This is a genomic window from Pseudomonas sp. FP603 (assembly GCF_030687415.1).
GTDB classification, from domain to species: Bacteria; Pseudomonadota; Gammaproteobacteria; order Pseudomonadales; family Pseudomonadaceae; genus Aquipseudomonas; species Aquipseudomonas wuhanensis.
In genome coordinates, this window is record NZ_CP117431.1 from 4,118,452 (window position 1) to 4,137,102 (window position 18,651).

15 protein-coding genes and 3 pseudogenes are annotated in these 18,651 nt (G+C 56.7%); 7 read left to right on the forward strand and 11 right to left on the reverse strand.

What is annotated here, in order from left to right:
• Nucleotides 1-71: 71 nt before the first annotated feature.
• The 6 genes from PSH65_RS18785 to PSH65_RS18810 form a co-directional block, all read right to left on the reverse strand.
• Entirely contained in the window at nt 72-371 is a 300-nt protein-coding gene (locus tag PSH65_RS18785) for a hypothetical protein (RefSeq protein WP_305421713.1), read from the reverse strand.
• A 264-nt stretch (nt 372-635) separates the two neighbouring features.
• On the reverse strand, nt 636-986 hold the full coding sequence (locus PSH65_RS18790; RefSeq protein ID WP_305421714.1) for a copper-binding protein: 351 nt from the start codon (nt 984-986) through the stop codon (nt 636-638).
• Complete coding sequence (locus PSH65_RS18795) at nt 983-4,141, reverse strand: efflux RND transporter permease subunit (RefSeq protein ID WP_305421716.1); 3,159 nt, start codon at nt 4,139-4,141, stop codon at nt 983-985. Before PSH65_RS18795 ends, PSH65_RS18790 begins: the two co-directional genes overlap by 4 nt.
• On the reverse strand, nt 4,138-5,622 hold the full coding sequence (locus tag PSH65_RS18800; RefSeq protein ID WP_305421717.1) for an efflux RND transporter periplasmic adaptor subunit: 1,485 nt from the start codon (nt 5,620-5,622) through the stop codon (nt 4,138-4,140). The genes PSH65_RS18795 and PSH65_RS18800 overlap by 4 nt, the downstream gene beginning before the upstream one ends.
• Nucleotides 5,619-6,875 carry a TolC family protein gene (locus PSH65_RS18805; protein WP_305421718.1) on the reverse strand — a complete coding sequence of 419 codons (1,257 nt, stop codon included), beginning with the start codon at nt 6,873-6,875 and terminating at the stop codon, nt 5,619-5,621. The genes PSH65_RS18800 and PSH65_RS18805 overlap by 4 nt, the downstream gene beginning before the upstream one ends.
• A gap of 99 nt (nt 6,876-6,974) precedes the next feature.
• Entirely contained in the window at nt 6,975-7,316 is a 342-nt protein-coding gene (locus PSH65_RS18810; RefSeq protein WP_305421719.1) for a hypothetical protein, read from the reverse strand.
• A gap of 268 nt (nt 7,317-7,584) precedes the next feature.
• Between PSH65_RS18810 and PSH65_RS18815 the strand changes: the two genes are divergently transcribed.
• The 5 genes and pseudogenes from PSH65_RS18815 to PSH65_RS18830 all read left to right on the forward strand — a co-directional run bounded on the left by PSH65_RS18815 (nt 7,585) and on the right by PSH65_RS18830 (nt 11,173).
• Nucleotides 7,585-8,064 (forward strand): VOC family protein, encoded by a 480-nt coding sequence (locus tag PSH65_RS18815; RefSeq protein ID WP_305421720.1) that lies wholly within the window; start codon nt 7,585-7,587, stop codon nt 8,062-8,064.
• Between the two features lie 43 nt (nt 8,065-8,107).
• Nucleotides 8,108-8,225, forward strand: a pseudogene (locus tag PSH65_RS31890) (LysR family transcriptional regulator); the annotation flags it as partial.
• 191 nt (nt 8,226-8,416) lie between these two features.
• Nucleotides 8,417-9,286, forward strand: a complete 870-nt coding sequence (locus PSH65_RS18820; protein WP_305421721.1) for a GyrI-like domain-containing protein — start codon at nt 8,417-8,419, stop codon at nt 9,284-9,286.
• A 376-nt stretch (nt 9,287-9,662) separates the two neighbouring features.
• Nucleotides 9,663-11,024: a hypothetical protein gene (locus tag PSH65_RS18825; RefSeq protein WP_305421722.1), complete on the forward strand. Its 1,362-nt coding sequence runs from the start codon at nt 9,663-9,665 to the stop codon at nt 11,022-11,024.
• On the forward strand, nt 11,021-11,173 hold the full coding sequence (locus tag PSH65_RS18830; RefSeq protein ID WP_305421723.1) for a hypothetical protein: 153 nt from the start codon (nt 11,021-11,023) through the stop codon (nt 11,171-11,173). Before PSH65_RS18825 ends, PSH65_RS18830 begins: the two co-directional genes overlap by 4 nt.
• Before the next feature lie 106 nt (nt 11,174-11,279).
• Here PSH65_RS18830 and PSH65_RS18835 read toward each other — a convergent pair whose 3' ends face one another.
• The 4 genes from PSH65_RS18835 to PSH65_RS18850 all read right to left on the reverse strand — a co-directional run bounded on the left by PSH65_RS18835 (nt 11,280) and on the right by PSH65_RS18850 (nt 15,141).
• Nucleotides 11,280-11,738, reverse strand: a complete 459-nt coding sequence (locus tag PSH65_RS18835) for a metallophosphoesterase family protein (RefSeq protein ID WP_305421724.1) — start codon at nt 11,736-11,738, stop codon at nt 11,280-11,282.
• A gap of 33 nt (nt 11,739-11,771) precedes the next feature.
• Nucleotides 11,772-12,251, reverse strand: coding sequence for a GNAT family N-acetyltransferase (locus PSH65_RS18840; protein ID WP_305421726.1), 480 nt, complete (start codon nt 12,249-12,251; stop codon nt 11,772-11,774).
• Nucleotides 12,252-12,325: 74 nt separating this feature from the next.
• Nucleotides 12,326-14,041 (reverse strand): amidase, encoded by a 1,716-nt coding sequence (locus tag PSH65_RS18845; protein WP_305421728.1) that lies wholly within the window; start codon nt 14,039-14,041, stop codon nt 12,326-12,328.
• 218 nt (nt 14,042-14,259) lie between these two features.
• On the reverse strand, nt 14,260-15,141 hold the full coding sequence (locus PSH65_RS18850; RefSeq protein ID WP_305421729.1) for a LysR family transcriptional regulator: 882 nt from the start codon (nt 15,139-15,141) through the stop codon (nt 14,260-14,262).
• Between the two features lie 102 nt (nt 15,142-15,243).
• Between PSH65_RS18850 and PSH65_RS18855 the strand changes: the two are divergent.
• A pseudogene (locus tag PSH65_RS18855) lies at nt 15,244-16,316 on the forward strand (alkene reductase).
• A 27-nt stretch (nt 16,317-16,343) separates the two neighbouring features.
• A pseudogene (locus PSH65_RS18860) lies at nt 16,344-16,485 on the forward strand (isochorismatase); the annotation flags it as partial.
• A 135-nt stretch (nt 16,486-16,620) separates the two neighbouring features.
• Here the strand turns inward: PSH65_RS18860 and PSH65_RS18865 are convergent.
• Complete coding sequence (locus PSH65_RS18865; RefSeq protein WP_305421731.1) at nt 16,621-18,522, reverse strand: potassium transporter Kup; 1,902 nt, start codon at nt 18,520-18,522, stop codon at nt 16,621-16,623.
• Nucleotides 18,523-18,651 lie beyond the last annotated feature (129 nt).

Genomic DNA, 18,651 nt, shown 5'->3' on the forward strand with positions numbered 1-18,651 from the left:
TCTGACATCCGTGCACTTCCCCCGCTAAGCACCGTCACAACAACGGCTCGTTCCATCTAACGAGCCGTTTTCTATTTTTTGCACTCCGCCAACACCACTTCGCAGGTATTCGGCGTGCCACCGGATCGGCCGGCATAGCGTATGCAATTAGCCAGGGATTTTTCGCGAGCCATGTTCAAGGTGGAGCCCCAAGCCAGACCACCCTCGCCGGCAGTGGGTAGCGCTTTTGCATAGCAGTTTGAGCCTATGTTTGAGGCCGAATAGCGAGCCGTGGCAGCTTTGCCTGAACATCCAGTCGTCAGCACCAGGTTGATGGCTAGCAGGGAGAGTAGGACCCATGACGAGCATTGGCACGCTGTTGTTCCGGTCATCCCGTTTCCCCTGTAGCAAGAGGCGTGAGACATGTTTGTGCTCACGTACTACTCAGATTAGACGGTACTGCGCCTACCCTGGGCTCCGTTTAGCGGACTGATTTACGCTGGCCCTGACATTATCGATTTGTTCTTGATGCCCGGCAGTTTTCGGGCCAAAAGCGGCCCGTTCTGCTGCGGTACTGAATTACTGGTTTTCATGCACAAGCGGATGGTAAAAACCGGCGCGACAAAACGTGCCGGCTACGTTTCACCATCACTATTTCATTTTTTAATGGAAATAATCGTGGCTCTGCCACCCTCCAGGTGAAAGGAAAACGATACACGGTCTCCAGCCATCAGCCCTGTCATCTGATCATCCGTTACGGAAAAGGCCATGGTCATCGGCGGCCATTGCACAGCTGGCACGGCGCCATGAGCGATAGTCACTGTGTGCTTCTCGGAGTTAATTGCCTTGATTGTGCCCTCCGCTTTGGCTACTGGAGCCTGCTTTACGTCTTGCTTCATCTGCATGCCCTCCATACCGTCCATTTTCATGCCCGGCATATCCTCTGCGTGGGCCGAAAGAGACAGTGTGAATACGGTGCTTGCAACGGCAATCAGGGTCAGTTTCATACGACTTTTCCTTCAGGGGTGTTGGTTTCAACTGGGAGGTGCCGGCGACGCATCAGGCGATACGCTGCCGGAATGACAAACAGGGAAAGTAAGGGTGCAGTGACCATCCCGCCGACCATGGGTGCAGCAATGCGACTCATCACCTCGCTGCCGGTGCCGCTCCCCAAAAGAATGGGTAACAGGCCGGCAATGATGACGGCAACAGTCATGGCCTTAGGTCGAACGCGCTGCACAGCGCCTTCACGAATCGCAGCAACCAGCCCACGCTCAGTGCTGTCACCGAGGTCTTCACGTTCGGCCCAAGCGTGCTTCAGGTAGAGCAGCATGATCACGCCGAACTCGGCAGAAACCCCGGCCAATGCGATAAAGCCGACTCCGGTGGCGACCGACAGATTGAATCCCAACAGATAGAGGAACCATGCTCCACCAGTCAGTGCGAATGGCAGAGTGGCCATGATCAGCAAGGCCTCATCGAAGCGGGCGAAAGTCAGGTAGAGCAACACGAAAATGATCAACAGCGTGGCAGGCACCACCAGCTTGAGTCGTGCGTTGGCCCTTTCGAGAAACTCGAACTGTCCCGAGTAGCTCAGGCTCATGCCGGGCTGCAACTTGACCTGCTCATTGACGACTCGGCGTAGATCGGCGACCACAGAAGCAATGTCCCTCCCCCGCACATCGATGTACACCCAGCCTGAAGGCCGTGCGTTCTCGCTCTTGAGCATCGGCGGACCGTCCGTGACCTTGACCTTCGCCACAGTGCCGAGGGTGATCTGGCTCCCCAGAGGGGTGTAGATCGGCAATTGCTCCAAGGCGCCGAGCGAGTCACGCCACTCCCGTGGGTAACGCACGTTGATCGGGAAGCGTGCGAGCCCCTCAATGGTCTCACCGACATTTTCACCGCCGATAGCGCCGGCCACGATGGACTGCACATCGGCGATATTCAGTCTGTAGCGGGCGGCGGCCTTGCGGTCGATATCCACGTCGATATAGCGGCCACCGGTCAGTCGTTCAGCCAGGGCCGAACTGACACCCGGCACATCCTTGGCCGCACGCTCGACGGCTTGGGTGACAGCATCGATCTGCGCCAGGTTGGTGCCAGCAACCTTCACCCCGATGGGGCTCTTGATACCCGTGGCCAGCATGTCGATACGATTGCGAATCGGCGGTATCCAGATATTGGTCAGCCCTGGAACTCGCACCACGCGATCCAGTTCTTCCACGAGTTTTTCCTGGGTCATGCCTGAACGCCATTGCTCTTGCGGTTTGAACTGGATAGTGGTTTCGAACATTTCCAGCGGTGCCGGATCGGTGGCGGTTTCAGCGCGACCGGCTTTACCGAAGACATGTTCAACCTCTGGAACGGTTTTGATCAGACGATCAGTCTGTTGCAGCAACTGCGCCGCTTTCTGCGCCGACAATCCCGGCAGAGCGGATGGCATATAGAGCAGATCGCCCTCGTCCAACGGGGGGAGAAACTCGCCACCCAAGCGAGACATTGGCCATAGCGCACTGACAAAAACCAACAGCGCCATCAGCAGCGTAATCTTGGGTCGACACAAGACTGCGTCCAGAGCGGGCTGATAGATCCGAATCAACCACCGGTTCAATGGGTTCTGTCGTTCACTGGGAATTCGTCCCCGAATCCAGTAGCCCATCAGCACCGGTACCAAGGTCACTGACAATCCCGCCGCTGCGGCCATGGCGTAAGTCTTGGTGAAAGCCAACGGGCCGAACAACCGCCCCTCCTGCGCTTCCAGGGTAAATACCGGAATGAACGACAGGGTGATGATTAACAAACAGAAGAACAGCGCCGGGCCTACCTCTGCCGCCGCTTCGGTCATTACATGCCAATGACGCTCACCCTTCAGCTCCTCTCCAGGATTTGCCACGTGCCAAGCCTCAATCTTCTTGTGGGCGTTCTCGATCATCACCACCGCAGCATCGACCATCGCGCCAATGGCGATAGCAATCCCGCCCAAGGACATGATGTTGGCGTTGATCCCTTGGTAACGCATGACGATGAAGGCAATCAGCACCCCCACCGGCAGCGAAATGATCGCCACCAGGGACGAGCGCAAGTGCCAGAGAAAGATCCCGCAGACCAACGCGACAACGATGAACTCCTCGATTAGCTTGTGGCTGAGGTTTTCCACAGCGCGGTCGATCAGTTTGCTGCGGTCATAGGTGGTGACGATTTCCACCCCGGCCGGCAAACTGTTTTTCAGTTCGTCGAGTTTCGTCTTGACCGCAGCAATGGTCTCGCGAGCGTTCTTGCCGCTACGCAAAATCACCACGCCGCCGACAGTCTCGCCTTCGCCATCGAGTTCAGTGATGCCACGCCGCATTTCCGGTCCCAACTGGATCGTGGCGACATCGCCAAGGGTCACCGGCACGCCTCCCGAAGCCAGCTTGAGCGGGATCGCCCGAAAGTCATTGAGCGTCTTCAGGTAGCCGGAAGCACGCACGATAAACTCGGTCTCTGCCATCTCCAGCACCGCACCACCGGTTTCCTGGTTGGCCTTGCCGATGGCTTCGGTCACCTCGGCCTGAGTAATGCCGAGGCTGGCCAGTTTGAGCGGATCGAGCTGCACTTGGTACTGCTTGACCATACCGCCCACGGTGGCCACTTCCGCAACGTTGGGCAGGGTCTTGAGTTCGAACTTGAGGAACCAGTCCTGAAGTGCTCGAAGCTGTGCCAAATCGTGTCCGCCACTGCGATCCACCAGCGCGTACTGGAAGATCCAGCCCACGCCCGTCGCGTCCGGCCCCAACGCCGGTTGGGCGCTGGCCGGCAACCGACTTTGTATTTGGCTCAGATACTCCAACACCCGCGAGCGGGCCCAATACAAGTCAGTACCGTCTTCGAACAGCACATAGACAAAGCTGTCACCAAAGAAGGAGTAGCCGCGCACGGTCTTGGCGCCGGGCACCGAAAGCATGGTGGTTGCCAACGGATAGGTCACTTGGTTCTCGACGATCTGCGGTGCCTGTCCCGGATACGGGGTGCGGATGATCACCTGAACATCGGAGAGATCCGGCAGCGCATCGATGGGCGTGCTCTGCACCGACCAGATACCCCAAGCCGTGACAAACAGTGTCGCCAGTAGCACCAGGAAGCGGTTGGCTACTGACCAACGAATCAGGGCAGCAATCATAGCTGGCTCCCTGATTTGTCCAGGCGCTCAACACGCAAGCCATCGTCGGTCTGACTCACCGCAACCCGGACCTTGTCGCCCGTTTTTAGGCCCTGCATCAGAGCCGGGTTGGCGAGTGGGAACGTCATCGTCATACCGGGCATGCCCAGCGTCTTGAAAGGACCATGGGCAAGCGTGACTTCTTTGTCGTTGATCTCAACGATCTGCCCATCCGCTTCATGAAAGCTGGAGGCTGCTGCGCTGGGTGGTGAATCTTTCTCCGTGCTTGTAACAATGCCCTTAAGACTGGCCTCCGAGTCGAGCAAGAACTGGCCCGACGTCACCACCTTCTGGCCTTCTTCCAGACCTTTCAATATCGCCGTTTTGCCATCGCTTTCCTGCCCGAGGTGCACCTCCACGGGACGGTAGCGGCCCGCGTCTTCGGCGAGCATCACCAGGGCACGTCGGCCAGTGCGAATGACGGCTTCGCTCGGCACCCACAACACACTTTGCTCGGACGAACGATTCAGGCGTACCTGCGCCGTCAAACCCGGTTTGAGGCGCCCGTCCGGATTGGGGAGTTCCACGCGCACACGAAGAGTACGGCTGTCCGGATTGGTCTCGGGCAAAATCGCGCCGACCTTGCCATTGAGCACTGTCCCCGGGAAGGCTGGCAGACGCGCTTCGATCGCCTGCCCCACGGTGATAGATCCGGCATCCGATTCTGGAACGGCCACGGCTAGCCAGACACTGCTCAAGCCATTGACGCGTGCCAGAGTGTCGCCAGTCGCCACGGTCATCCCCGCACGTACGTTCAATTCTTGCAGCACACCGGCAATGGGGCTGGTAAGCGTCAGGTAGGGCTGGACCTTACCGCCACGCTCTACCTGAGTAATCAGTGTTGCCGGCATCCCTGTGAGTCGTAGTCGCTGGCGGGCCGCAGCCAACAAGTCAGCATCTCCATTGCGCCTCAGCGCAAGAAACTCTGTCTGGGCAGCGGCCCACTCAGGCACCAGGATATCCGCTAACGCCGCGTTGGCTTTGAGCACATCACCGGGAGCATGGTCATAAACCCGCTCCACAAAGCCAGTGGTGCGTGCCTGAATCACCGCGACATCACGTTCGTTGAACGCCAAGACACCTGTCACATCGAGGCTGGAGTCAAAGATCCCACGGCCGACTGTGGCAAAACGCAGACCGAGATTCTGGGTCAGACCTGGATCGATACTGACGGTCGCACGGTCCCCTGCTCCACTGGCGTACTGAGGAACCAGTTGCATGTCCATGAAGGGGGATTTCCCCGGCTTATCGAACTTTTGCTGCGGGTACATGGGGTCGTACCAATACAGAGCCTTGCGTTCATCCGGTGAATTGAGGCTCTGTTCCGGGGCGATAGCTGGTACTCCGCTCATGCGCTGGTGAGCGAACCAGTAGCCACCGGCAACACCCAATACCAGCGAGATACCTACCAGCAATGCCCCGTTCCATTTTTTAAGGATCATTGGCTGGACTCCCCATAAGCAAAATACAGACGCGCACTGGTCAGCGCTCGCTGCTCTTCCACGTCGATCTGTTTGAGGCGGGCTTCGATGAGTTCACGCCGGGCGGCGACAACGGCGTTCAAATCACCTTTGCCGGACCGATAACTGGCCATGCTGAGTTCGACCTTTTCCCTGGCCAGCGGCAACAGGCTTTCCTGGTTTCGGCGCACGGCACGATTCAGGCGCTCATAGTCAGCCAGCTCGTTTTCCAGTTGCTGAATGTGCTCGCGAGACAGGGCTTCGCGCTCGGCCTCAAGCTGACTGAGTTCAGCCTGTCTGGCTGCAATTTTGGGGTTCTGGCGGGATTCAGGAAACAGCGGCAGGTCCCAGGAAAATTGCACGCTGACCATATCGCCAAACTCACGGCCACGGCGCTGGTAATCCAGCTCCCAGCTCCAGTCTGACTGCTTCTGCGACACGGCTTCACGAACCTTGGCTTGCGCTTCGCGGGTCATCGGCACAAACGCGGCCAACTCGGGATGGCGCTGCAATTTATGGGAGTAGCTTGAGGTATCGACGGGCCATTCGGGCAAGCTGCCCACAGGCTTGTCGTTGGCGGCTGAGCCAATCCAGCGTTTGAGGGCTGCTCGGGCCTGCGCTCTCTGGAGAATCAGATCGTCCTGTTGCTCCGCCAGTTGAGCCGCTTCTTGCTTGGGCGTCACCGCATCGGCGGGTTGAGCGCGACCACCGACAATCTGAGCCCGGACGGTATCGCTCAACAGGCGGTTTTCTTTGTAGAAGTCCTGGAAAAGTGCGTCTTTGCGCTCGACCGAGTAGCTGCTGATCCAGGCCAACGCCGTGGACTGGCGTACCTTCAGACGTTCGACTCGACGCTCCGCAGCGGCGCGATCAACGGCCGCATCGGCGACCTCAATGCGCGCTTTGCGCTTGTCGCTGTTGAGCATTTCTTGCCTGACCCCGACCATTTGCATGGTCATGAAGTCCTGGTCGATGCTCCAGCGATCCGGACCGCCAATGGGGTAGTTCTGAACACCCAGTACCAGTTTGGGGTCAGGTAGCTCACCGGCTGGAATAGCCGCGCTGCTGGCAGCCTGAATTTTGGCGTCTTGTGCGGTCAGCGACGGCGCATTGTTTTCGGCCAGCCGCAACGCTTCATCGAGTGTCAATGCGGCAGCGAAGCTCGGCAATGCCAGCACGCTTGCCACCAGACCGGCCACGAGGGGCCAACCTGTGCAATAGCACTTGGAGTTCATGTTTACGATTCCTGTGATCATCCACTGCACGCGTCAAAAGACATGCGCGCAGCTAGTCCATCCCGCTAATGCGAAATGCGGCTCAATGTGGGACAGGAATCAAACGCGAGGCGGTCGCCATACCCCGGACGGGGTTTGTATGGGTAGGGAATCGCTGGAGAAGGAAAGCACTACGGGGCTGAATACGGTTACTGGAGTCTTGAAGATCGAAACTTGCAGCATGCTGCCCGTCTTGCATTCCTGGCCCGGCTTACAAGGTTTGCCGTGCTCGGAAGGGCTTTTCATATCGTTGCAGCAGTCCATGCCCATGTCGTCCATCATCGCCATGCCCATCGTCTTCATTGGGCAAGGCTCTGTCGGTGCCTGAACGCCCGCCATCCCGCTGAGGGGAAGCGCCAGGCTGATCATGAAGATGAGGCAAAACCGCAGATAGCGTTTCATGGGCTGGAGTGTAGTCGCTGAAAATGGCTCTTACAATTGGACACCTGTCATCAACAACCTGTCGTCAGGCTCCGACGTAGGCGATAACACCGAACATGAATTAAGCCAACATTACGTGAAAAAAATAGACGTTTATGAATTCCACTTTATCGGTGCCATGGGAGACGATCGTGCGTGCGCGCCCTCCCAAGGTGCGCAAGTTGCCAAAATTGTCCGGTTACCTACGCTACTGGAACGCACGCATCAGTCCCCATTCTGGAGAACCAAGATGATCAGCAAAAACACGATTTGTCTCTGGTACGACGGCACCGCGCTGGACGCTGCGAAGTTCTATGCCGAGACGTTTCCGGACAGCGCTGTGGGAGCTGTCCTTCGCGCGCCTGGCGACTATCCGGCGGGCAAACAGGGCGATGTCTTGACGGTCGAGTTCACGGTGATGGGCATCCCGTGTCTCGGGCTGAACGGAGGTTCGGCGTTCAAGCACAACGAGGCTTTCTCGTTCCAGGTTGCGACCGACGACCAAGCCGAAACCGACCGCTTGTGGAACGCGATTGTCGGAAACGGCGGCCAGGAAAGTGCATGCGGCTGGTGCAAGGACAAGTGGGGGCTGTCGTGGCAGATCACACCACGCGTTCTGACAGCTGCGATAACCGATCCTGATCGCGCGGCGGCCAAGCGCGCGTTCGACGCCATGATGGGGATGAAAAAGATCGACATCGCTGCGATCGAAGCGGCTCTGAAGCGTTAACCAGCGGTGCTTGGGGCTGGGCGCTTAGACCTGTCGGATGCGGGCCGGGGCTGAAGGCCCCCTTGGCCTGGTCATGCGCAAAAACCGAACCGCGCTCGGCCATCGCAGAGAAGTGTTTTGCTGAAGCCCGAAAACCATTTGCCGCTAAGAACTCGATCTAGAGTGTCGGAGGTTTTGTCATGCATTGGCGAGTCGAACAGTCATCTGAACCCAGCAAGCTCTAGTCCCCCCGTAGCCTTGGAAGAGATGGCATTGGCCAACCCCAAACGTGCCTTGAGCAAACGCGGCTAGGCGCATTCACGCCGTTATCGTCGACTCTATTGCCGACCGTACTCCCAGGAGCCTTTTCCCAGTGTCTGACATGCCGACCCACTTCGCTTACACAAAACGCTTCAACGCCGTACTCGCCTACATTGATGCCAATCTCGAAGGTGACCTGTCGGTGAAGACGTTGAGCCATGTGGCGAATTTTTCGGTGTTTCACTTCCATCGACAATTCAGCGCGTTCGCAGGAGTGCCCGTCTCACGTTATGTGCAACTGATGCGGCTACGACGCGCGGCACATCGCCTCGCCGCCCTCGCTGATCACTCGGTACTGGACGCCGCACTCGGTGCCGGCTTTGAAAGTCCCGAGGCATTTTGCAGGGCATTTAGACGGGCATTCGGTATGACGCCGAGTGCATTCAGGAAGGAACCGAACTGGCAGGTCTGGAATGCGGTATTCGCAATCCCTCACTTTTCCAGGACTATCATCATGCAAGTACGAATCGTGGAATTTCCTGAAGTCCGGGTAGCAGCGCTTGAGCACTGCGGACCAGCCGGGCTCGTCGATGAGAGCGTGCGCAAGTTCATCGAGTGGCGTATGCAGAGCGGACAGTCGCCGGTGGCATCGAGTCGCACCTTTGGCATTCCCTATGGCAACCCCGATACGACACCTCCACAAGCCTTCCGCTTCGCCATCTGCGGCGAGATTCACGAGGCCGTGGCGCCGAATGGGTTCGGCGTGCACGAGATCGTCATTCCTGGCAGTCGTTGCGTCGTGGTGCGACACGCGGGGTCACCGGATCACATCGGCGAAACGATCTATCCGATTTACCGCGATTGGCTTCCTGCCAGTGGAGAAGAACTTCGAGATCAGCCGCTGTTCTTTAATTACCTGAGCGTCTATCCCGAAACGCCGCAGGATCAATGGCAAACGGATGTGTATGTTCCGCTGCAATAGCGGAGCAAGCAGCTTTCGCCCCTGAGCTGACGTTGACGTGGTCCGCTCAGGGTTGTGGATTTCGGCCAGTCATGACTGGCAGGCATCGGCCTCCCAAAGCCAAAGGTTACATTCAGTCTCCTCGCCCCCCTAATGATCGCGTTCTGCTATCGGCTAGTTATATTGGCGCCAAAAAAAAGAAGTCGCGCGATTACAGCTGAGGTGTAGGGCGTGAAATATAGGCCTATGATTTATATGAATTTTTAAAAAAAGTCGGAATGGGTAGCGCAGAGCTATCTAGAGACCTCTATTATTTCGTTATCACCGAGTTCGGTCGAATCACTGTTATACGCCAGCGACAAAGCACGCCCTTAATCTATAAGGATAGGAGAGTAACATGTCGATAAAAAAAAGAACTGCCTTACTCGTGCTGGCCTTTAGCTTTTTCGGAGTTACGAGTTGTGCCGACATAAGAAATTATTCAGATATCTCAAGCGAAAGAGACAAGAGCATTGTTCCTGACATTGACTATTATGACCTTGCATACAATATAGATATTATTGTGCTTCCTGCAGAGATAAAAACCAAAGAAAATGTAAATATCGACAATAATTTTTCAGGCGAATTACAAATTTCAAACTGGGGGAATGCTATCAAGAATGCGACCCAGAAAGAAATCTATAACAGTGATCGCTTTATCGAATTTGGAACTTACAGCGGCCGCATTGAAATAAGCGCAGAAGTATCTTCAGTCTCTATAAGCAACGCTTGGAGTGGAGTTCGATCGAAGTGCAATGTTATTTATACCTATAAAGATTTAGCGGCAGGAAAAATACTCTCCAAGCATGAGAGCGCCATTGAAGTAATGACACCACCCTTTATCATACCAAAATCCAGCAATAGTGTTTTTTACAACTTTGACCAACTTACATATGCCATTGCTCGCGAGGCGATTATTGGCCTCGTTCGGCCGCCACCTATTGCTGATATTCAGCTAACACAAAGGCAAGTGAAATTTTATAATTCGAATATTAAAAGAAAACCCAACCAAATTATTAGCTATGTCCCCATTGATAATCTTGTTCACAAAAATAAAAAAGAACTAAACTCTGCTTTTTCAACGACTAAGAAAATACAAAAAAAAGGTAATAAATTGGTTAAGAAAAATAAATCAAAAGCTAGAGTAGACACCGTCTCTGCTCCCGCTGCCCTCCCCCTGAAACCTAACACAACTAGTGATACACCCATCGCAAACACCGTTAAATCGAGTGAAAACTCTGTCAGTCAGAACTCAAGCCAGGCTGCACCTGAAACTAAAAAGGACGACAGTAGTTTAACAGGCATTGCCAGTTCATCGGAACGCGTGAAGGATGGCAACGTTAAAAACGACGAACCCCGTTATGACGGCAGTGGATACATAGCGACTCCGGGGCACTATCAACCTCAAAGCGAGGTATCGGCGGAGCAAGAAAAAGCAATGGATGCATGGATTAAAGAGGAAAATGCAAAGTCACAGAGAGCGTCTGGCAATGCCGCTTCAAGTACAGGATATACAGGCGCGCCGGGACTCTATCAACCTCTAAACAAGGTATCGATAGAGCAAGAAAGAGCAATGGACAAATGGTTGAAAGAGGAAAAAGCAAGGTTACAGGGAGCGACTGGCAATGCCGCTTCACCTACCGGGTATACAGCCGCCCCCGGACTCTATCAACCTCTAAACAAGGTATCGGCAGAGCAAGAAAGAGCAATGGATGAATGATTGAAGGAGGAAAAGGCAAATTACAGGGAGCGACTGGCAATGCCGCTTCACGTACCGGATATACAGCCGCGCCGGGACTCTATCAACCTCAAAACAAAGTATCGGCGGAGCAAGAAAAGACAATGGATGAATGGACGAAAGGGCAATAAACAAACTCCGCAGCCACCCCAAATAGCGCGGATCGGAAAATCGGATTCATAGTCTTGGCTGATGTCTCTACGCTCGTCGTGCCTTGCCAAGACCATCCAAGGAATGTCATTCCAGTAGCGAGACCAGGCGCGGTTCAATTGAACACGTATACACCTCGAGTAGAGCCAGCGTCACCGGTAGTTTGAAGCGCCGTCGGCCAGCGCTACCGGGGTTGAGGTATAACCGTTCGCCGCGCCATTCTATGCGTGGTTTATGCGAATGGCCGGTGATCACCAGCCTTATGTCTGCATCGAGCACCGTTGGGACATCGGCAATGTCATGTACCAGCAAGGTCTGCCATCCATTCAGGTCGAAACATAGGCGGTCGGCGAGATTTTCTGCCCAAGGGGCGTCCAGATCATTGTTCCCGCGCACTACGTACAGCGGGGCAATGGACGCCAGTTGATCAAGGATTTCGAGCTTGCCGATGTCGCCGGCGTGAATGATCCGTTCACAACCCTCCAGGGCAGCAAGGGCTTCGGCGCGCAGTAAGCCATGGGTATCGGAGATCACGCCAACTTTCATGCAAAGCTCCAGACCGGGCTCAAGTATGGGAACTCAGGGTACCTTGCGGGTCATATGAATGAGTGCTGATCTACGACTATCCAGAGAAGATCGCTCTTCGACAGCAAAGGGCAGGAAGCCCAGTTTTGGATAAAGCAGCAAGCCTGCTGTGTTTTCATTGAAACATGAGATCTGGACCTCTGTGGCGTCATAGCGATTGAACGCCAGAGCGGTCATCGTCTCCACGATGAAGGTCGCCACACCTTTACCTCGTGCCTCTTGGGCAACGATGACATTGCCGATACAGCAAACCCCACCCGTTTCAGCACGATAAAAGTTAGCAAAGCCGACGACGCTATTTCCGGTCTCGACAACCGTCGAGTCGAATCGTTGAGTAATAGCGTTAGATAGCTGAGCTTCCGTCAGAGGGTATTGGGCTTTCGGAAACATATAAAACAGTTCCTGAGCGTCAAGGGGAAAGCTACAAATAGTTTTGATGTCATCAGCCTTCACTGGCCTGTGTCGCAATATCATCGCGCGTCCTTGAGGTCTATGTTTACCGTTACCAAGCGGGATTGGAGCGTATCCTGCCCCAATCCCGCCCTTTCCTATTTCTGGCCACCCGACAATGGTGGGGTTCGAGGCGGGATCAATCGCTTCGTCCCCGTCGACTCAAACGCCGAAGCCAAGCGAAGCAACGTCGAATCGTCATAGGCACGACCGGCGAAGGTCAGCCCGACGGGCATGCCGATGTCCGGCATGATTCCCATCGGCACCGTGACCGTGGGAACACCCAGGTGACGGATGGCGAGGTTGCCGTTGGCGACCCAGACACCGTTACTCCATGCGATATCCGCAGACTTCGGATCGACATCGGCATTCGCCGGCCCAACGTCGGCCACCGTCGGGAAAATCACCGCGTCGAGCCCCAGCCGATCCATCCAGTCCTCAAGATCGATTCGGCGCGTCTGTTCAAGGCCGCGGAGTCCGTCAGGCACCGTGGTGATCTGGTCCCAAGGGGTGATGCCGCGCTCGGCCATCCGCACATACTCGTCCATGCCAGCGGCAAGGTCGCCCTCACGGTTGGGCAGCGTCCCTGGGTCGTGCGGAAAAATCAGCGGTCCGTTCACATCGACCAAGCGATTGAGTTTTGGATCGCCGTTGGCCCGCAGAAAATCGTCGAACGCCCAGGCCGTCAGATCCCACAATTCATGGTGAAGGAACTCTTTGGAAACCAGGCCGCGGTTAAACACCGTTGGCGCACCCGGACGATCGCCCTCGCAATTGGAGACCAGCGGAAAGTCGACCTCGATCACTTCGGCACCAAAGGCTTCGAGTGCCTTGCGAGCCTCTTCCCAGAGCCCGATCACGGAGGGACGAGTGTTGATTCGCTGCCCCGTCGGACCGCCGATCCCAGGCGCTTCGCTGGTGCCTGCTTCGGGATCCGCGTTGATGTACATACGAGGAACGCCCAAGCGCCTTCCGGCGAGGGCATCGGTATTCGCGGCAAGCGACCCATAGGAGGCGGGACGCACCGAGGCGACACTCGGGATAGGCACCCAGGGTTGCATCCGCCACAGATCGCCCCGTGTGTCGGGATCATCCGCCACCACCACGTCGAGCACTTCGAGCAGGTCTGCCATGGTTCTGGCAAACGGCACGACAACGTCCATGGTCGGCGTCAACGGCCAGTTCCCGCGTACCGAGATCACTCCGCGCGAAGGCGTATAGGCACACAAACCATTGTTCGACGCCGGGCCACGGCCGCTCGACCAGGTTTCTTCGGCGAGGCCGAATGCCGCGAAACTGGCGGCGGTTGCAGTGCCGGCGCCGTTCGATGAGCCCGATGCAAAGGGAGCGGTGAGATAGTCAGCGTTGTACGGGCTCTGCGCACGGCCGTAGACCCCGCGCTGCATGCCGCCGTTGGCCATGGGCGGCATATTGGTCTTGCCCAGGCAAATCGCGCCGGCGGCACGAAGCCGTTCGATGGTGAACGCATCGCGATAAGCAATCAGGTTCGCGAAGGCGGGACTTCCAGAGGCCGCGGTGAGCCCCTTCACCAGATAACTGTCTTTGGCCGTATAAGGAATGCCGTCGAGCGGCCCCAGCGTCTCGCCCTTGGCCCGACGGGCATCGGAGGCCTGCGCTTCCTTGAGCGCATCGGGGTTGCGAACCACCACTGCGTTGAGGGCGGTGGGCGTGTCGGCTCCGTCGTAGGCATCGATCCTGGCGAGATAGGCCTGGACCAGCTCAACCGCCGTCGTCTGGCCCGATTCGAGCGCAGCACGCAATTGGGCAATGGAAACCTCGGTGACCTCAATCATGCTGTTACCGCCGGCTGCTGATGGGTGACTGGATTTTGGGCTCAAGGACATCACTTATCTCAAAATGGGTTTTCGTATCGATTCTCGTTGCACTGCATTAGCGCGGTCGATTACTCACAATACGTGCTTAACATGCGATCAATACGCGATGAGTACGTCGTACCCGTGATTGTGCATAAGATTAGAGAAAGAACCCACTCCATGAACAGCCCGGAACGCTACGCATCCTGAAGCCGCTCACGCAGAAACTCGATAAACCGCTGGGTTTTAGCTGGCAACAGCCGCGTCTCGGTAAGGGCGTAAACCGAGACGGGTGAAGCCTGCCACTGCGGCAAGACTCTGCGCAGTGTGCCATCGGCGAGGTCTTGCGCAACGATACCTTCCCCCAATAACGCGATACCCAGATCCAGCGTCGCCAGACGTCGAATCATTCCCACGCTGTTGAGTTCGAATCGACCGCCCACCTCAACCTCCACCTCCCCTTCACTGCCGGAGAGTATCCAGCGGTCGGCGCGCGTGCCGCGCATACGCAGGCATTCGTGGCTGGTCAGGTCCGTGGGATGAATCGGATCACCGTGCAGTTCGAGATAACGGGGTGAGGCATACAGGCCGCGGCGCAAACTGGCGAGCTTACGGGCGATCAGGTTCGAACTCGCGGGCTCGCCCATGCGAATGACCACATCAACCGGCTCACTCACCAGATCGACCTGACGCGGAGTCAGATCAAGCTCGAAGCTGATACCGGGATACAACCGGGCAAACTCAGCAATCAGCGGCGCCAGGTAGATATTGGCGAAATCCACCGGAAGCGAGGCCCGCAGCACACCGCTGGGTCGGGCAAGCATTTCGCCGAGCTGCTCGTGCGCAAGCCGGGCTTCGTCGACGATGCGTTTGCAGCGATCGAAGTACAACTGCCCCGCCTCGGTCAGCTCGATTTTGCGCGTGGTGCGATGCAAAAGCCTTAGCCCGATTTCCTTCTCAAGACCACTTATCCGGCGCGACAGTGTCGAGTTCGGCATCCCCATCGCCTCCGCCGCCCGGCGAAAACTGCGCGCCTTCACGACTTCGACGAACAACGCCATGTCGTTGAGAAACTCCAATCTCATTGCTCCATCAGTGGATCAGTCAATTCAGTTTTACCTGGTTTATCCCGGATTCGGATTGATCAATGATAGCCACATCGTTTATCGAGGAGTACCGCAATGCATTCGCTTTTTTTCTCAAGTCCAGATCGGTCGCCTTACACTGTCCAACCGCATGGTCATGGCCCCGATGACTCGCTCGCGTTCTGATGATTCCGGGGTGCCTACCGAGCTGGTGCCGACCTACTACGCGCAGCGCGCCGGTGCTGGGTTGATCATCTCTGAAGGGGGTGTTTCCTGTGGCCTTGGGCAAGGGTTATGTGCGTACTCCCGGTATCGAAACCGCTGAGCAAGTGGCCGCCTGGAAGCAGGTGTCCGAAGCCGTACATGCTCGCGGCAGTCGGATCTTCATGCAGCTGATGCACTGCGGTCGCATCTCGCACCCTTCGCTGCTGCCGAATGACGCCCTGCCACAGGCCCCCTCCGCGATCAAACCCGCCGGCCAGACCTGGACAGCTTCAGGCCTTCAGGACTTCGTCACCCCACATGCGCTGAGCGTGGTCGAGATTGCCGCGGTCATCGAGGGCTACCGTCAGGCCGCACGCTTGGCCATTGAGGCCGGCTTCGACGGTGTCGAGCTGCATGCCGCTTCGGGGTATTTGCCTGAACAGTTCCTCTCGACGAGCAGCAATCAGCGCACGGATGAGTACGGTGGATCGGTTGAAAACCGTGCTCGCTTTGTACTGGAAGTGTTGAATGCCATAGCGACGGAAATTGGCAGCGATCGCGTCGGCATCAAGCTCTCCCCTGAAATGAACTTCAACGACATCGTCGATGCCAACCCGCAAGAAACCTACACCTGGCTGGTCGAGCAATTGCGCGGGTTGAATCTCGCCTATCTGCACGTTGCCCTGTTCGGCGCCAGCGTCGACTACCACGCCTTGTTGCGCCCGCTGTTCGATGGCAGCTACCTGATCGGTGGCGGGCTCGACCAAAACGCCGCCCAATCCCTGCTCACTAAGGGCCAGGCCGACGCGGTGGTGTTTGGCAACGCATTCCTCGCCAACCCAGACCTGCCCGAGCGTTTTCGCACAGGCGCCGAGCTTAATGTGCCGGACAAAGACACGTTCTACGCACCGGGCGCTCAGGGGTATATCGATTACCCAGCCATGAGCCCGGCTCAAAGCGCCTGAGAAAACTGCCATTCCCATGCATGCCCTGACATTGCCCTGCGGCGGATTGGATAAAGGCGGCGTGACGCTGACTACCACCAACCAGCTGATTGCAGAACTCGCCGGAAGCTGGGCTACGCCGCAAGGCGGACAGTTGGTGCAAGTGCTGATGGAAGTACTTCAAGGCTAAAGAATGGATGCAAAACCTGTGGGAGCGGGCTTGCTCGCGATGAGGGAGTGTCAGTCGACATTAATGTTGCCTGATACACCGCTATCGCGGGCAAGCCCGCTCCCACAGGGATTGTGTTTGACGGACTGTTGCCGTCTACATCTCGACCTGCGTGCCCAACTCGATCACACGATTGAGCGGCAACTTGAAGTATTTGAGGTTGCTGTTGGCGTTTTTCAGCAAAAACGCGAACAGGCTTTCGCGCCAGCGGGCCATGCCGATACGCTTGGTCGGAATGACAGTCTCCCGGCTGAGGAAGTAAGTGGTGCGCATCGGGCTGAAATCCAGCTCTTTCACATGGCATAGGCTCAACGCCAGAGGTACGTCAGGCTCCTCTATAAAACCAAAGTGCAGACTGACTCGAAAGAACCCTTCACCATAAGCCTCGACCTCGAATCGCCGATCCGCCGCCACACGCGGGCTGTCTTCAGACACTACGGTGAGCAACACCACCTGCTCGTGCAGTACCTGGTTATGCAACAGGTTATGCAAGAGGGCATGAGGGACCGCATCAGCCCTGGCCGTCAGAAATACCGCGGTACCTTGCACACGATGGGGGGGTTGCGAGCCGATGCTGCTGATGAACAACGGCAGCGGCAGCGAGGTTTCGTCCAGTCGCTCGACAATGATCTTTCGGCCCCGTTTCCAGGTGGTCATCAAAATGAACAGGGCAATACCGGCAATCACCGGGAACGCCCCCCCCTGGAAGATCTTCGGTGCGTTGGCGGCAAAGTACAGGCTGTCCACCAGGAGAAAACCCAAGAGCATCGGAATAGCCAACCAACGAGGTGTTTTCCAAAGCAGCAATACAACGGCCGAGGACAGAATGGTGGTAATCAGCATGGTCCCCGTCACCGCCACACCATAAGCCGCCGCCAGCGCACTGGACGATTCAAAGCCGATGACCAGCAACACGACGCCGACCATCAGCGCCCAGTTCACCATGCCGATGTAAATCTGCCCCTGCTCCTGACTGGAGGTGTGCTGGATAAACATACGCGGCACGTAACCCAACTGAATGGCCTGGCGAGTCAGTGAGAATGCCCCGGAAATCACCGCCTGGGAGGCGATGATGGTGGCCAGTGTCGAGAGCGCGACCATCGGCAGCAGCGCCCAGTCAGGTGCCAATAGATAGAATGGATTACGTACCGCTTCAGGGTTCCCGAGGATCAGCGCGCCCTGGCCAAAGTAGTTGAGTACCAAGCCGGGGAGCACCAGGATGAACCAGGCACGAGCAATGGGTTTGCGACCAAAATGGCCCATGTCGGCATACAGTGCTTCAGCACCGGTCAATGCCAACACGACGGCGCCCAGAATGGCAACGCCAATGCCCGGATGAACCACGAAAAATTGCACTGCCCACGCAGGATTCAGCGCTTGCAGCACTTCCGGCCGTTGCAAGATGCCGTAAATGCCGAGTGCGCCCAACACCACAAACCACAGCACCATGACCGGGCCGAACAGGATGCCGATACGCGCCGTGCCGTGTTTCTGTATCAGGAACAGGGCTACCAGGACGACCACGGACAGCGGAACCACCCAATGCTCAATGCCATCGAACGCAAGCTGTAACCCTTCAACCGCAGAGAGCACCGAGATGGCCGGGGTGATCATGCTGTCCCCGTAAAAAAGTGCCGCGCCAAACAGGCCAAGCAATACCAGGACCCTGCTCATTTTGGGATACGGCGCCGCAGCCCGACGTGCCAGTGCCGTCAAGGCCATGATGCCCCCCTCGCCCTGGTTGTCGGCGCGCAGGATAAACAGCACGTACTTGATCGAGACGACCCAGATCAGTGACCAGAAGATCAACGACAGAATGCCCAGTACACCGTCGTGATTGGCCTGGACTCCGTAGTGACCGGCAAACACTTCTTTGAGGGTGTAAAGCGGGCTGGTGCCGATATCCCCATAAACCACGCCCACTGCCGCGATGAGCAAACCTACTCCCGAGGTTCTGGAATGGGATTCTTCATGGGCAGGGATTGCTGTTTCGCTCACGGGTCGTTTCTCGGAAATTGAGGTAAAGAAATTACATGCCACCCTCGAGCAAGAGGGTTTGCGGGGTCACTGCGTAGACATTTCGACTCGACCGACATGAACCCCAACAGCTTGATAAGAAGGAGAGAT